Consider the following 15,866-nt stretch of genomic DNA (forward strand, 5'->3'; position numbering starts at 1 on the left):
ATTGAAAGTTATATATAAATATATCTTCTATTTTTCAAAAATAATTCCTTCAAAAATTAAACTGAAGTTTTAGATCGTTAGCATGTCGCGCACATAAAAAAAAGCCCACTTTTATGGGCGGACTTTCTTTACAATATTTATACTTTTATAATCAAAGCTAATATTTATAATTAATCAATTTACATTACTTTCACTCCAAATTCCTTTAATGTTTTTGCAACATTTTCTTTTGTCCACTTTATATCCTCAGCTAAAAATTCTACGTCTACGTCTTCTACTTCCTTTACATTATAGGTATTCACTGCATTTTTTATATAGGATTTCCTGAGATCATCAAGGTCGATTTCCTTATACCCCATCTGCCCTAAGTTCTCGGGTATTACTATCGTCTTCCCCGGGATGTTTTCTTCAGGGTTTCCGATTTTTACTTCAATCCCGTTTTCCCTTGCAAAACTAAGCTGCGCAAGGGGGTGCTTCCCCGCTCCTGTATATTCGGTCTCCTGCACTACGATAATTTGATCTTCATCCATTTCTTTTGCCAAGGCAATTGCCGCAGCAAGCGAAGTATTGCCAGCAGGCCCTCTTTCCAGCCCCTCCAGTTGAGCTAAAAGTTCAGTAGTATAAAATACCTCTCCTTGAGTTACTGTAACATATCTATCAAGGTACCTTAAAGGCCTTGCCGCATTTCTCGGCACATCAGACCTATCGGGCCAAACGGCAAAAGGCACGCCAAATCCCGTATGCCCGGTGGTAAATGACTTTTTATTAAAATCATTATCGGATGCCATATGAAGACCGGTCAAATCCACAGAAGCTCCTATAATCTTAGTATCCTTCGCTCCTGCTTTTAATACACCCCTTGCCGTCCCCGTTACATTTCCTCCACCCGCATGTGTGATCACTACCGCATCGGGAAATTTCCCTTCCCTTTCCTTAATCTCAGCAGCTACCTCGTAACCTAAGGTCTCAATACCTGCTATACTGTAAGGGGTATATAGGGAAGCGTTAAAATACCCGGTTTCTTCAAGAAGGGTCAAGAATACATAAAAAAGCTCGGGCCCTACAGTAAGCTGAACAACTTCGGCACCATATGCCTCACATTTTCTCGCCTTCTCAAGGATTTCCGGCTGCCCAACTTTCCTAGAATCGTATACTTCTTGCACAACTATACATTTTATTCCCCTTTGGGCAGCCTGAGCTGCTACCGTAGCACCGTAATTTCCTGAAGTTGCAGCTATAACACCTTTAAAACCAATCTTTTTAGCATGGTATACGGATAAGGACGCTCTTCTGTCCTTAAAAGATCCCGAACAGTTTGCCGCTTCATCTTTTATAAAGATCCTTGCGCCCTTACCTTTGGGAGCATATTTTCTCACAAGAGCCGTTAAATTTTTCAGTTCGAAAAGCGGTGTTTTACCAACCTTGGTTTCCGATTGAATTTTTGCAATATCTTCGAGGTCATAAGGGACATTTTTCATCAGCCCTTCGTAGTCAAAGGAAATTCTCCCATACTCTAATACTTTGTAATCTATACCTACAGATTTTTTCATTATTTCATTTTTTCTGCCCATAACCGCTTGATAGGATTTATTCATTATCCCCTGCCCCCTTCACAACCTCTGAAAGCTCTTTTTTTACATTGTATCCTGAGATCAAAAGCTCTTCTACACAATTTCCAAAATCATGAATATGCCTGGGATTCACCTCGACAAGGGTTCCTTTAACAAGTCTATCAGTCAAGGTCTTTATCATCACTTCGTCGCCAATTCTGGCTTGTTCGTCAATCAAAAATCCCCTGACCCACATTTTCAATGGAACCCTCTTTGTATCTTCCGGCAGATGAGGTGCCCTCTCCTCAGGTGTCAAAACAGTATTTTCTATTTCTACCCACATTCCCTTTTTAGCCTCCAATTCTTTTACCCCCTTTGCAAAATTTATCAGAAAAACTCTCCCCGCAAAATAGAGGAGAGTTTTTCCGTCTTAAGCTGTTTTAATCGCTTTATTTCCCTTTGCTTTTTCCATATTATCGTATCTTCCTATTCCAAAAATTATACTTATAAACATTACAGCTAACATTGCATAGGCGTACAACACATACGGAGTTACATCTAACGCTGCAAGAGGATGTGCACTATCCCTTGCAAATCCTATTGTAAATATAACAGCCGGCGTCCACGGCAACGAGTAAACCAGTGTACAGGAGGTAGCATCAAGAAGGTTTGCCGTTCTATAAGGACTTATACCATATTTTTGTGAAAGAGGTTTAGCAAAAGATGCACCTACTGCAAGTATGGCCGGGGCGTTAAGTCCCATAAGGGAAGACAGTATAATTACCATTATCGATATAACTATTTCAGTGCCAATCGGTCCTTTTGCTACCTTTTCAAGGGCATTTAGAAGTTTTACATCACCATGACCTGCTCTCATAATGGCTATGGAACCAAAGAGCAAAAGTGCAAGTACGCTAACCTGAATCATGCTGTTAATACCGGTATAGATAACACCGCCCACAGTTCTGTCAAGACCGGAGCCCGTAACCTTTATAAGAGCATCTTTAACTACATCTTGCCCCGGGTCAATTTGTATAAAATCAATTAATCCTGCGGCAACTGCTGTAGCCCCTGCAATAACCGAACCTATAGTAGTAGCAATTATAATATCTCCTGTTTTTATTGCAATCCACACCGTTATCGCAACGGGGATAAGCATGAATAAAGTGTTGGGATTATATGAAATGTTCTGAACCGCTCCGACCTGTCCTTGTCCGGAATATCCCATACCGATTATAATTATACCTATTATTGTTAAGATTCCTGCTGCAGCGGCATATTTAAAACGCGAGCGCACCACGCCAGGAACATCGACTCCCTGGGATGTTGCCGAACATATTGTTGTGTCAGAAACGGGAGCTAAGTTGTCACCAAAAGCTCCACCGGAAACTATTGCTCCGGCCAACAGGCCCGGATGCGCTCCAAGAGCAATTCCTGCAGGATAGAGCACTCCCATTCCTGCCGCTATAGTACCAAATCCGGTACCGGATGCAGTTGCAAATAAAGCAGAAGCTATAAAGGATATAACTATAAAAAGTGTACCGCTGATACCCATTGAAGCAGCAAGGCCTGCAATTCCAGCTGCCAAACCGGAGGCTCTAAGTATCCTTGAAAACACACCAGCAAAAATCCAGCACACAACAGGAATTATTGCTTCTTTGCTTGCCATACCGTTAATTATTGTCTCGGCATAAAGAAACTTGTCCTTTGCAAAGAAAAACGCTACCACTAATGCTGTGAAAGCAGGCACCCATAGAGCACCATCGGAAATCGAACCAAAAACAAAGGTTGTAAGAATAATTAATGCGATAAAAACGGCAAAGGGAAGAAAAGAGACCCACTCACCACCATAAAATTCCAGTTTTTTTGGCCCGTTAGACAATTTTTAGCCCCTCCTTTTGTTTAATTTTTGTTAAATCCAATTAAGCAATAATTATGCCAAAATAAAAAACCGCAAAAATGCGGTCTTTCGGTTAAAATTAAATTTTATGAATAGGAAATATATTTCATACTATTGGAAATAAATTTCCTAAATCTTATTTTAGCGAAAACTTTTTTACTTTATTGAATACCTGCCTCCTGCTCAATCCCGAAAGCTTTGAAATTGCATTTAGATTCCCCTTTGTATATTCGTAAAGCCTTTTGAAATATTCCCTTTCAAAATTTTCTTTTGCCTCTTCAAAGGTTAGTATCTCTTTTTTCTCAGCAAAATCTTTTATTTTATTTTGGTTTTTACTTTGAAAGCACCTTAATACATCATCCTTTGAAACATTTTCTTCGCATAGGACAAATATCCGCTCTATTATATTTTTTAATTCCCGAATGTTTCCCGGATATTCATAATTCATCAATAAATCAAAAGCATCATTGTTAAAATCTAAAAATTTATTCATTTTTTTTGAAAATTTCTCTATAAAAAAATTTATAAAATTCGGCAAGTCCTTTTTCCTTTCCCTTAACGGAGGTAAACTTATAGATACGGTGTTTATACGATAATAAAAATCGAGCCTGAAATTTCCTTCTTCTATTGCTTTTTCTAAATCTCTATTCGTAGCGCTGATTAGCCTGAAATCAATTTCCTTTTTTTTATTAGCCCCCAATCTCTCCACAGTTTTCGTTTCGATAACCCTCAATAGCTTAACTTGAATTTCCTGATCCAATTCCCCTATTTCATCGATAAAAAGTGTTCCTCCATTGGCTTCTTCAATTTTTCCCTCTTTGCAGGCTAAAGCCCCGGTAAAAGCACCTTTTTCATAACCAAAAAGCTCGGATTCTAATAATGTCACCGGATAGGCCTTACAGTTTATGGGTACGAAAGGCATTATACTTCTCTTGCTTTTTTTATGAATATACTTTGCAATAACCTCCTTGCCCGTCCCCGATTCTCCTGTTATAAGTACGCTGCAGTCACTATTTGCCACCTTATCTATAATATTATAAATTTCTATCATCTTAGGGTCGGTGGTTTTTAAAAGGACATCATCCTCCGAAAGTCCGCTCTTAAGGGTAAAATTTTCTTCCTTCAATTCAAATATTTTTTTTGCTTTTTCAATTTCATAAATCAATGACTCGGGATTTGAACTTTTAATATAATACGAAAAGGCCCCCAGTTTTATTGCGTTAACGGCATTTTCGATTGTACCAAACCCAGTTACGATTATTACCTCTACACTATTTCCAAACCGGGATTTTACCTTTTTCAAAAATTCAATGCCATCCATTTCCGGCATAACCAAATCCACCATTATCAGAGGATAATACTCATCATTTAAAATATCAATAGCTTCAATCGGAGAAGTTACGCCCTTCACCTTATAACCCTTTTGCTTTAACAGCAAGGTATATACCTCAACGAATTCCTTTTCATCATCAACTATAAGCACTTTAAATTCCATTTTTTATTTCCCTTCCTTTTGCCGGTATAAATATTTCCACTTCAGTCCCTATATTCTCTTCGCTTTTTATATTGATACTCCCGTTCAATTTTTTAATTTCCGTATAAGTAATAAAAAGCCCAAGCCCAGTCCCTTTCCCGGGAGATTTTGTAGTGAAAAAAGGGTTAAAAATATGTTCCATATGTTCTTTTTTGATCCCTTTACCTGTATCTTTGACGTAAACTTTAAATCCATTATCTGCTTCCTTAATTGCGATACTTATTTTACCTCCCTTATCGCTCATTGCATCTAAAGCATTCTTGATTATATTGGTCAATATATGATTTAAGCTGTCGGGGTTCGTTAAATAATCATGTTTTGTTTCGTTAGTAATTTCTACATTAATGTTATTTCTCTTTATATAAGTATAAAGCACTTCAAGGATATCCCTGATAAATTTTTCCAAATTTACAAATTCATAATTTTCTCCAGAAATACGGGAAAAGTTTAATAAATTGTTTACAATCCTATCTGCCCTTTGAACAGCTTTATTTATTTCTTCTAAAGCTTTCTCAAATATTTCTTTATTAAAAATTGACTGCTCAAGTATATATGAATAAGTACGGATTATACCCAAAGGATTTCTTATCTCATGCGCTACTCCCGCTGCCAGTTGCCCAACAGCCATCATCTTGTTTGCCTGTAAAAGTTGTATTTCATTTAATCTCCTTAAAGTAATATCATCGATAATAAATAAAATTTTCTTCTTGTCCAAGTTTTCTTTAAGAAAATAGGTATTTAAAAGATAGATATAATCCCCTATCTTAATTTCATGATTTTTTACAGGCTCATTAATAGCCGCCATAAAAATACAGCTATCACAATTTTTTTTACAGAAAAGTGAAAGTGCATCACACAGTTTTATATTATCAAAATTGGAGAAAGAAAAATTAGATAAAACATACTCTTTAAATCTTTTATTCCCTTCTTTTATACTTAAATCCTCGTCAACTACAAAAAGCATTTGCTCTATACCATCTATTATAGTCTTCAACTGATTTTTGCCATCTTCTATTTCTTTTGTTCGAATTTCAACCTCTTTTTTTAGAGAATAATTTAATAGACCCAAAAACGAAACTATTATTGCAAAAAATAAAATTAAAAGTAAAATGTAATTTTTTAGCCGGCTGTTTAAGTCCTTTCTTATTATAATGGTTGTGGAAAGCCCGAACCATTTTTGCTGTATCTTTTCCAAAACATTTTTCTGATTTATTTTTTCTATACCCTTGTTTAAAATAAAGACCAATTCCGGGTTACTTTTCGGCACTGCAAAAACCACGGGTTTCTCGTATAAGGGGGTCTCCAAAATTTCAACATAACCAGAAAGCTTCATTTTATTTATAAAATAAAGTAAAACGGGTTCATCCCCAGCAACCACTTCAACCTTATTATTAATAAGCAAATTCAAGGCTTCGCTCAAATCATTAACAAAAACAATCTTTACATCTTTATAATTCTGATTAAAGTATTCGTTAGTATAATCTCCTTTTTGGAGGGCTATTTTCTTTCCTTCAATATCTTTTAAATCATTTATATTAGAATTTCTCAATACCGCAACGGTACCCCTTAAATTATATATGGGTTTCGTAAAAAGGTACTTTTTAGCTCGTTCCGGGCTCTCAAACATATCACATAAATCCGTTTCGCCCTCAGACAATTTTTCCAGTGCAGTTGCCCAGACAAAAGGCTTGGTCTCTATATTTACACCAAGTTCCAATGACAAAGCGTGAAGATAGTCCAAAACAAGACCTTTATATTGCCCATCCTCCTTATCAAGGAACCTAAGAGGCGGAGCATTTATGTCAGCCCCGTAAATTATTTCCCCTTGTTCTTTAAATAATTTCTTTCTTCCACGCTCAAATTGTTATATTCTCCACCCGTTATCTTCAGTATCTGCCATATTAATACAGAAATTAAAAATATAAATAAAATTACATAAATATTGAGAATCTTTATTTTTGGCTTAAACATAATATCCACCTTTATATAAAGTAAAATTATATTTAATATTTTATCATATCTGAAAGCCATGGTGTATGGAATTTAAATGTATATCTCCTCATATTCAGCCAAATACTTCTCAAAATATCTTTTTTCCTTCAATTGAGCCAGGGCATTACCCATAATTTAGTCCTCGACCTTCTGTTAAAAAGAAAGCCTTTCGATGAGGCAGCCTATAAAATTTTTAAATTATCCGAAGAAGAAAAAATAGAGGCTTTCATAGCCTCTTTTGCCATTACCGATATTTATTACTTTTTAAGAAAAGAACTCTCTCATGAAATTTGTATAGAAGCAATAAACACCTTAATGGAAATTGCAAAGCCGGTAAGCATCGCAAAAAAAGACATAGAAAAAGCGCTTAGATTTTCAGAGTTCAACGACCTTGAAGATGCGCTTCAGTTACAGTGTGCAAAAAAAATAAAAGCAGATTATATAGTAACAATAAATGAAAGATTTTTAAAACTAACCAATAAAGCAATTACTCCCGATGAGTTTTTTAAACTATATGAAAAATAGCCCGCGTAAGCGGGCTTATTTTTACAAAGCAGATTGATCAAATAATCCCTGAAGTCCCAGTTTATCCTCCTGTTTTTTAAAGACAAATTCCACTGTCGCTTAAAGGATGCCATTTTATCCCCTATATCACTTATATTGTATACAAAAAAGCCACGCATTTTATATGCGCAGCTTTTTATATATCATTATTAATATTTATTATATTATTTTAGAATTAATATAATTAAAATCAATATCAAAAGGTAATATCTTTCGTATATATTTTTTATCACGCTTACTGTAATCTAATATTGAAGCTCCAATTACATTATCAGTAGGATCATCTATAAAAAGATACACACCCGGATATATTTCTTCAGCAACTGCAGGAATAGGTTTATCAATATATATATTTAATATATCGTAATTGTTGTCATAATCATAAACAATAGCTTCTTTAGGAATTTTTACTTTTGTACATATCATAAACTACACCACCACATTGATTTGTGAATAAACTTAATTTCCATAATATATTACTCGCAATCTTTTTATAAAATTTTATTTCATTTCTTCTATTCTTTTCTCTAAAAGTACAAATGTAAGAGGTATCCTACATAAATAAATATCAATTATCTTTTAGCGTCTTCTAACATTACTGTTTTATGAATTCTTCTTCATCTATAACAAGGTCAAGTAGCGCCCCCAAAAACATATCGCCGCTTATTCCGGAAAAACAGTCAAGATAAAGTATCATTTTTTATTCCTCCTAATAAAAAGCCTTTATCAAAGCCATAATATTTTTTAGAAATTTAATTTCATCTTAATTTATTCTAACTAAAACTATTTCAAAATCTTATTCCCTGTCCTATTTTTAATAAAGTAATATAAAATTACTTTCTTTGAGAATTCAATTTTTTTAATAAATAAGCAACTTTGTAATATTCAATTTTGAAACCTTTTTCTTTTAAAATATTTGATATTTTCCTTGGCCCCATGCCTTTTTCTCTTAAGCGCAAGATAATTTTTTTAAGAACATCCTCCTGATTTTCAACAATTTCAGAAATAATACCTTCTTGTTCAAATGTATTAGATTCAGATAAATTTTCAGTTCCTAAAAGGTCATAAGGTATATTTTCTATATCAACTAACGAATGTACCTCGGAATTTTTATTTATTTCACTTATTATAGGTAAAGAAGCATCAATCGCTGTATTTATTATGTCTCTAAACTGCCTGATATTCCGTGGATAATAAGCATTAAGTAATATTTCTTTAGCAGCATTGGAGAAATTAACTTTTACCTTTATTTTATACCTATCATTGGCATTTTTTTCGTAATTTTCTTTAAAAACTTTTAGAAGCTGTTCTTTTTCACACAACGGCCTTTCCCGTAATGGTGGTAGTTTTATTTCGTATTGAGCCAATCTCTGGTAAAGTTCGGGCAATAAAACATTTCTCAGGTTCTTAGTAGAAGCTGCTATTATTATTACATTTACATCTATTTCCTTACGTCCACCTATTCTCCTCAATTTTCCCGTTTCTATTACTTTTAATAACATTGTTTGATAATGCTCCAAAGCATGGGCTTCATCTAAGAAAAGAATACCCCCATTAGCTAACTCCATCAAGCCTTTCTTCTCAAGAGCTCCAGTAAAAGCTCCTTTTTCCGAACCAAATATTTCTATAGCAGCTATATCCGGGTTAGTAAATTGAGCACAATTTATCTCTATAAAAGGTGCTTCTTTATCTATTACACCTATTTTTCTTGCAAAAAAATACATGGCTTTAGCAAACATAGTCTTGCCTGTACCCGATTCACCTACAATTATTGAATGCCTTGGACCACCTGGTGATCCTATAGCCCTCTGGGCTTTTAATATAGCTTCCTTCAAACTTCCATCTTTGCCTATTATCGCATCAAAGGCATAATCAACTTTGCTTAAGTAAAGCTCCATTTCCAAAATTTCTAGCTTTTGGCTCAGTTCTTCAATTTCAGTCACATCGCGGAAGGTCGCTACTCCCCCTCTAAATTCATTGTCTATTATTAAAGGTACAGCATTCACTATATACTTTCTTCCATCATCATGTTCAATTCTGACATCAAGAATCGGCTTTTTGGTTTTTAGCACATCTAACAGTGCAGCTTTCGGATAATACTTACTAATATGTTCTCCTAACATGCGTTCAACCGTTGAACGAGCATAAGAGGCGGAGGCTTTATTTACAAATAGCAAATTGCCTTTTTCATCTACTACATTTACACCTTCACGCAAGTTTTCAAGAATTGTATAAAGCATAATACGTTCTTCGCTATCACTAAACTTAGTTTTTATCACCTCGTCCCACCTCTTAAATTTAATATTAATAATCTTTCAATGAATATAATTCAATTCTATTTCCTGTTATAGCTGCAGCGCACCCTGTCCTATTAATACCGCACCCATCAGAAATAATTATAGCATTGGGAATTGATTCAGTCATTACATTTAATGCAATTTGATAGATTTTTTCAAGGTCATTATTAGTTTTATTAAACTCAATAAATTGTAGTATTTTCATAGCTTTTTCTATTGATCCCTCTATTACAATACCAGGCCCTCCAGGAAAAGCTATAAGACTTAAGTTATTACCTATGTTTTCAATAATCCCCTGTGCTGAAGAAATTTTTTCGCGCGGGCTACCAATTATTCCTCCAGAGGCTTCCTTTATCCAAGGAACAAAAATTGATACCCCCAAAGCAAAAAGATTTTTGGGGGTTTCGTTACAAAAGTGTTTTGCCAACTTATAATCTAATTCAAATCCATCTTTTATTCCCTTCGCAGAAAAATCTCTTCCTATCTCATTTAAAATTCTTTTTGTCTCTAAAATTTCCTCAATTGGACATATTCCTGCAATTATAATTTGAAACCCGTCATAAATTCTTGATTTTAAGGCAAAACTTGAAAGATTCATTTTATCATCACACACCATATTGTTTTTTAACTGCTGCTGCTATTTCATTAATAATATAATTAATATCCATTATCCCATCAAAAATGCACTTTATTAAAACTCTTACCGCTTCAGTTGCCTCAGCGTAAGGACCCGGAACATTTACTACCAGTGTTTGATTTTTCCTGCCGCATACAAGTTTTGACCATAAATGCCCATTTGAACCGTATAATTCTTTAAATACAATTTCAGGTAATATTTTTATTAAAGCACAGTGAGTATAATCTTTAGCTAATGTAGCTATATATCTGTGCCCTCCTCCTGTTCCGCCAATTAAAATTATCAATTCAGGATTTTTTTCTAAAGCAATTTCTATACTCTCAATAATATTTTCTTCATCATCAATGACAGGCCTTACTCGTTTTACCTCGCAGGCTGGAAATTTTTCTAGTATTATACTCATTATTGCAGGGCTATTCGTATCTGCTACAGTACCATTTAAAATCTCATCCCCAGTAGGTATTATTACAACTTTATTTATCAAATTTAAGCCACCTCTCTCTTGAACAACCATAATATTCACCTTTAGGTAATTCTTCGACCGAAACTTCAACAGACTTTTCTGCAGAAGCAATTCTCATTACATCCTTTGCTGTAATACCCTCTACCATAGAAATAACTTTTATTATCCCTTCTTCATTTCTATAAATTGATTCTGGGGATAATCCATAAACATCCATTTCTATGGATTCAGCAGTTACTCCAATTACCCTTACTGATCTTCCAAGTAAATTTTTCAATGTCATCTCCAGTTCAAATGGTTTTAACCCTTTCACTTCTATTCCAGTGATCTTTACGATTGTTTTGTCAACATAAACTATTACCCGAGTATTTCCCAAATAATTTTCACCTCTTAAATACTTAAATTTTTATTTGTAATTTTTTTACAATCTCTTTAGAATCAACTAAAACAGGATCTACTACACCTGGTATTATTTCATCAGCTTTTTCTATAATTGTCTCCTCATCTAACTCTTTTTCATTATTTCTTAACTTTTCTACATCAATTCCAACACTTTTTAATTCTATTTTTGCTCTTTCAGTAATATTATCCACAGCAATTGGTGACCCAAAGACCTTAGCAATTGCCAATACTGCAGGAGAACACCCCAAATGTAGTCCTGGAATCATACCGATTTTTAATGCTTGTAAAATGTATTTTGCAAGTACTTTTTTAGGTGCTACAATGCAGGGTATATTCGCTTTCAATGTCTTTGCATATTCTCCAGATCCGTGAGCAGTATCCCCAGCTCTAAATTGCCTTGTGGGAAATACCCTCCCAAATAACTCTGCAACCGTCATCCCTATACCTACTGATATTACTTCCCCAGTCAAACCAAAAACAATGGGTTCATCTTTCATAATCTGTAGTTGTCCCAGAATAGGTAGTAATATTTCCTCCATTGTAACTGCATTCATCATTTCAGTTGCAGAATTATTATTTACAGCTCTTCCAGTCATTACAACATTATGAACAGGTATTAATTTTTTAGCAGGATTTGGTCCTCGGAAAAACTTTCTCCCTTTATAAAATTTTTCCCATTGTAATAAATGCGGTTCTTCTTTTATTAAATCGGGTACAACAGGAATTTCTTCCATAAAAAGCAGTCCAAATTCTTTATGAACTTTCCCTATATCACCAGCTGCCATTGCAATAATTGCTCCCTCAACCATAAGACCATCACTTGTTGTCGTAACCGCTTCCATATCAAACACGTTAATTCCAACAGGTCCATCAACTATCTCTGCAACCACATGCACAGCATGTTCGATTGTTACTCCAGCATTTTCAATATCTTTTTTATCAAGAAAAGCTATATTTATAGGGACTCCATATTTCGGTCCATTTCCCTGTTCAATTAATCTAACCAAAAGCTCTCCCATATCATTACCTCCATACCTTAATGTCTACCAATTGTTGGCCTTCTATCATCAATTTCTTTAATTCCTGCTAATTCTACTTCTTCAGTTGGATGAATAATATTGATGACCTCAAGTATAGCCTTCTTAGCATTACCGTTTTTATCTATACCTTTCACTATAACTGTATGCATTGTTTCAGGAACCCTGGGCATAACAATTACTTCTACTTTATCAATATCCTTATCCTGAGCAATCTCCTGAACAGCTAGTTCAATCCTGCCCGTCCTTAAAGATTGCATTTTTGCAGATTTTAAATTTTCTATTCCCTTTATTTCTATTCCTTTTCTCGGTGATTGTTTAATTACTGCAGACTGTAATTTAAGCTTAAATTCAGGTAAGCTAGTATGCATCAATCTCATAATTATCTCCTCCCTACATTAAAATGAAATAATTTTTAAACAATTATTTTCATCAAAAGAAATTTCTAAATCTTCTTCTACAATTTCTATAGATGATTTGTCAATTATTGAATTAATAGCAGGTTTAGTTAATAAAAGCTCCTCGAGATGTAAAGTATTTTTAATAATTGCAAGTTTTACTTTTTCAACAGGAACGTTGCCAATAGTATTTAATGCTGTTGAAATAGCTTCCTTATCATTCGCCATTATTATGGGTATTTTACCTCGTTCTAGATAAGTCGTGGGAATTGTATTTGCATAGGTTACATTTAAATCAATCTTATCAAACAAGCGACGCGTAGTAATATCAGCTAAACCTATCCCCAAAGCATTACCATAAGATTTTTCATCTAAGTCAAGTACCACTATTTTATTTATTCTTGGAGTTTCCGGTTCTTTTTCACCAAATACCTTTAATCTACCAATTACTTTTGTATCCATTCCTGTACCACTATAGACTTTACCTATTTTTTCAACAATAAGTATATCTAACTCGTTAATCGGCAGCTTAGGTACCAGGTTCTTTGCCTCTTTTAGTAATAATTTTTCTTCTATTTCAAAATTTTCGGGAAGAATAGCTTTTAATTTATAGGTTTCATCTCGAGAGTTTTCCAGAATAGCTAACCCAAATACAATTGGAGCTTTTTTTAAAGCTAAGGAGGCCGCTTCAATTATTGTTGATGCAAGCCCACCTGCATGCATTGCTGAACATCCTTTATGTTTCCCTAAGCCTACTGCTATCATTTTCATTAAGCCGCTTTCTATCTCTCCGCTGAAATCAGTGTGAGGTTTAACCCTATTGACGACTACTATTCCATCCGAATAATATGCTATTTTATCCATATAAACCTTTATACCTTTAGGAGTTTCCCCCAGTTCTACTACTTCCATACTTGATAATATAGGCACTCCGACAGACTCTTCAGTAATTCCCAATTTTTCTAATACCTTAATTTGCCCTTCTGCAGTTGCCCCTCCATGACTTCCCATTGAAGGAACTACAAAAGGATTTGCCCCACATTCTTTTAGATAATCACATACAGTTTTAATTATTTTTACAATATTTGATATACCCCTGCTTCCTGCTGTTACCGCTATTTTCATTCCCGGCTTTATAATATTTTTAACACCTATTTTTTCGAATTGCTTGTAGATTTCTATTTCTATGTTTTCAATCTTATCTGTATTGAATTTTTGTCTAATTTTAGTTACTTTTGGAAAGTTCAAAAAAAACACCTGCCCTATTTATTTCCCATAAGCATTTTGGGTAAAAACATTGAAATGTCAGGAATATAAGTTACTAACATAAGCGCAATTACCATTGCTAAAATAAACGGCACTACTGCCTTAGATATTCGTTCTAAAGTCAGCTTACCTATCCCACATGCCACAAACAAATTTACTCCGAGAGGAGGAGTAATCATTCCTATTGCCAAGTTAACGACCATTACTATACCAAACAAAATCGGATCAACCCCTATCTTAATCATTAATGGAATAAATATTGGTGCAAGGATAATAATCGCAGCATTAGTTTCCATGAAACATCCAACTATTAATAGTAAAATATTTACCAGTAACAATATTACATACGGATTGTTAGAAAGATTGATAAAACTCCTTGCTATTGCCTCTGGAATTCGCTGACTTGTCATAATCCATCCAAAAACTTGAGCTGTAGAAATAATGAACATTACTACCGATGTACTCACAGCTGTATTAACAAAAATTTTAGGTAAATCTTTGACTTTCAGTTCTCTATAAATAAAAAATCCAACTATAAATCCATAAACCACTGCTACTGCAGCTGCTTCGGTAGGTGTAAAAATACCTCCGTATATTCCACCTAGGATAATAACTGGCATCAAAAGAGCCCAAAAAGCATCCTTTACAGCTTTAAGCAAATCAATTAATGAAGTTCTTTTTTCACTACCTTTATATCCCCGAGCCTTTGAAATGACATATGCTACAATCATTAAGCTGAGTCCTACTACTATGCCCGAACCAAATCCTCCTAAAAATATAGAACCTATTGAAACCCCTCCAACAACACCGTATGTAACCATTGGAATACTTGGAGGGATGATTACCCCTATTGCACCAGCAGCAGCCATAACCGCGGCAGCAAAACCAAGGTCATATCCTGCTTCAACCATTGCCGGAATCAAAATAGAACCTATAGCTGCAACTGTAGCAGGCCCAGAACCAGAAATCGCTGCAAAAAACATACAAGTTACGATCCCAACTAAAGCAAGACCTCCCGGAAGCCCTCCAACTATTTTGTTTGCTAAATTTATCAATCTTTTTGAAATTCCTCCTGTTTCCATCAAAGATCCTGCCATCATAAAAAATGGTATTGCCATCAATGGAAAAGAATCACTCGCAGTAAACATCCTTTGGGCAACAACCATCAAGGGTATTTTGCTAGAAATCGACAATGCTAATATAGATGAAAGCCCTAAAACTACTGCTATTGGTAGCCCTAAAATAACTAATATAGCAAAGCTACCAAATAATATTCCGGTCATAAACTACCTCGCCTCCTTCGATTGAATTGTTGAGATTTTTATGATTGCTTGTAAAAATCTTACCGCCATAAAAAGCATACCTGTAGGAATAGCCATATATGCCCACCACATAGGAATTCTCATTGCAGGTGAAACCTGGTGATTAATAATTTGTTTTTGTATAATACTTATACTCTCTTTAAAAACTATTAAACAAAAAATAATGCATAAAATAATTGCAAAATATTGGATATATTTTTTGATATTTTTCGGTAACAACATAGTAAAAGCTTCAACGCCTATATGCGCTCCTCTTTTCACCCCTATGCTAGCACCTAAAAAAGTTGCCCATACAAGCATATATCTTGCGAACTCTTCCGACCATGGAAGCGAAGCTTTTAAGATGAATCTAAATATAACCTGTAAAGTTACAACTATTGTCATTGCAAAAATAAGAACTATTACTAAATATTCTTCTATATTATTAAAAAATCTCATTATTTTTTTCATAAAAGTACCTCCATGAAAAATAGTAAAACATTAGTTATATTAGAAATGAAGGCA

Annotated in this window: 17 protein-coding genes and 1 pseudogene; 1 reads left to right on the forward strand and 17 read right to left on the reverse strand. The window is 34.4% G+C overall.

The window, feature by feature from the left end:
- Positions 1–179 precede the first annotated feature (179 nt).
- From ortB to ATZ99_RS03580, 6 genes are all read right to left on the reverse strand, one after another.
- Positions 180–1,595 (reverse strand): 2-amino-4-oxopentanoate thiolase subunit OrtB, encoded by a 1,416-nt coding sequence (gene ortB / locus ATZ99_RS03555; protein WP_068747870.1) that lies wholly within the window; start codon positions 1,593–1,595, stop codon positions 180–182.
- On the reverse strand, positions 1,588–1,911 hold the full coding sequence (gene ortA / locus ATZ99_RS03560) for a 2-amino-4-oxopentanoate thiolase subunit OrtA (protein ID WP_068747871.1): 324 nt from the start codon (positions 1,909–1,911) through the stop codon (positions 1,588–1,590). Before ortA ends, ortB begins: the two co-directional genes overlap by 8 nt.
- A 69-nt stretch (positions 1,912–1,980) precedes the next feature.
- The gene (locus ATZ99_RS03565) at positions 1,981–3,432 is read right to left on the reverse strand and encodes a Na+/H+ antiporter NhaC family protein (protein ID WP_068747872.1); all 1,452 of its coding nucleotides are present in this window, start codon (positions 3,430–3,432) and stop codon (positions 1,981–1,983) included.
- A 154-nt stretch (positions 3,433–3,586) separates the two neighbouring features.
- The gene (locus tag ATZ99_RS03570) at positions 3,587–4,945 is read right to left on the reverse strand and encodes a sigma-54-dependent transcriptional regulator (RefSeq protein ID WP_068747873.1); all 1,359 of its coding nucleotides are present in this window, start codon (positions 4,943–4,945) and stop codon (positions 3,587–3,589) included.
- Positions 4,935–6,803 carry a transporter substrate-binding domain-containing protein gene (locus ATZ99_RS03575; protein WP_342669105.1) on the reverse strand — a complete coding sequence of 623 codons (1,869 nt, stop codon included), beginning with the start codon at positions 6,801–6,803 and terminating at the stop codon, positions 4,935–4,937. Before ATZ99_RS03575 ends, ATZ99_RS03570 begins: the two co-directional genes overlap by 11 nt.
- Entirely contained in the window at positions 6,800–6,955 is a 156-nt protein-coding gene (locus ATZ99_RS03580; protein WP_157074699.1) for a hypothetical protein, read from the reverse strand. The genes ATZ99_RS03575 and ATZ99_RS03580 overlap by 4 nt, the downstream gene beginning before the upstream one ends.
- A gap of 132 nt (positions 6,956–7,087) precedes the next feature.
- On the opposite strand from ATZ99_RS03580, the gene ATZ99_RS03585 reads away from it, so the two are divergent.
- Entirely contained in the window at positions 7,088–7,501 is a 414-nt protein-coding gene (locus ATZ99_RS03585; RefSeq protein ID WP_068747876.1) for a type II toxin-antitoxin system VapC family toxin, read from the forward strand.
- A gap of 198 nt (positions 7,502–7,699) precedes the next feature.
- On the opposite strand, the gene ATZ99_RS03590 is transcribed toward ATZ99_RS03585, so the two are convergent.
- From ATZ99_RS03590 to ATZ99_RS03635, 11 genes and pseudogenes are all read right to left on the reverse strand, one after another.
- The gene (locus tag ATZ99_RS03590; RefSeq protein ID WP_068747877.1) at positions 7,700–7,966 is read right to left on the reverse strand and encodes a hypothetical protein; all 267 of its coding nucleotides are present in this window, start codon (positions 7,964–7,966) and stop codon (positions 7,700–7,702) included.
- 172 nt (positions 7,967–8,138) lie between these two features.
- Positions 8,139–8,237, reverse strand: a pseudogene (gene larC / locus ATZ99_RS11560) (nickel insertion protein); the annotation flags it as partial.
- Between the two features lie 136 nt (positions 8,238–8,373).
- Positions 8,374–9,819: a sigma 54-interacting transcriptional regulator gene (locus tag ATZ99_RS03595; protein WP_245641297.1), complete on the reverse strand. Its 1,446-nt coding sequence runs from the start codon at positions 9,817–9,819 to the stop codon at positions 8,374–8,376.
- A 25-nt stretch (positions 9,820–9,844) separates the two neighbouring features.
- Positions 9,845–10,435 (reverse strand): hypothetical protein, encoded by a 591-nt coding sequence (locus ATZ99_RS03600; protein ID WP_068747878.1) that lies wholly within the window; start codon positions 10,433–10,435, stop codon positions 9,845–9,847.
- A gap of 7 nt (positions 10,436–10,442) precedes the next feature.
- The gene (locus ATZ99_RS03605; RefSeq protein ID WP_068747879.1) at positions 10,443–10,958 is read right to left on the reverse strand and encodes a molybdopterin-binding protein; all 516 of its coding nucleotides are present in this window, start codon (positions 10,956–10,958) and stop codon (positions 10,443–10,445) included.
- Complete coding sequence (locus ATZ99_RS03610; protein WP_068747880.1) at positions 10,948–11,313, reverse strand: hypothetical protein; 366 nt, start codon at positions 11,311–11,313, stop codon at positions 10,948–10,950. Before ATZ99_RS03610 ends, ATZ99_RS03605 begins: the two co-directional genes overlap by 11 nt.
- 22 nt (positions 11,314–11,335) lie before the next feature.
- Complete coding sequence (locus tag ATZ99_RS03615; RefSeq protein ID WP_068747881.1) at positions 11,336–12,358, reverse strand: hypothetical protein; 1,023 nt, start codon at positions 12,356–12,358, stop codon at positions 11,336–11,338.
- Between the two features lie 17 nt (positions 12,359–12,375).
- Positions 12,376–12,747 carry a hypothetical protein gene (locus tag ATZ99_RS03620; protein ID WP_245641301.1) on the reverse strand — a complete coding sequence of 124 codons (372 nt, stop codon included), beginning with the start codon at positions 12,745–12,747 and terminating at the stop codon, positions 12,376–12,378.
- 27 nt (positions 12,748–12,774) lie between these two features.
- Positions 12,775–14,022 (reverse strand): nickel pincer cofactor-dependent isomerase, group 22, encoded by a 1,248-nt coding sequence (locus ATZ99_RS03625; protein ID WP_068747883.1) that lies wholly within the window; start codon positions 14,020–14,022, stop codon positions 12,775–12,777.
- A 14-nt stretch (positions 14,023–14,036) separates the two neighbouring features.
- The gene (locus tag ATZ99_RS03630) at positions 14,037–15,323 is read right to left on the reverse strand and encodes a TRAP transporter large permease (RefSeq protein WP_068747884.1); all 1,287 of its coding nucleotides are present in this window, start codon (positions 15,321–15,323) and stop codon (positions 14,037–14,039) included.
- Positions 15,324–15,326: 3 nt separating this feature from the next.
- Entirely contained in the window at positions 15,327–15,812 is a 486-nt protein-coding gene (locus tag ATZ99_RS03635; protein ID WP_068747885.1) for a TRAP transporter small permease, read from the reverse strand.
- Positions 15,813–15,866 lie beyond the last annotated feature (54 nt).

The sequence above is a fragment of the Thermovenabulum gondwanense genome (genome assembly GCF_001601575.1).
GTDB lineage: Bacteria > Bacillota > Thermosediminibacteria > Thermosediminibacterales > Thermosediminibacteraceae > Thermovenabulum > Thermovenabulum gondwanense.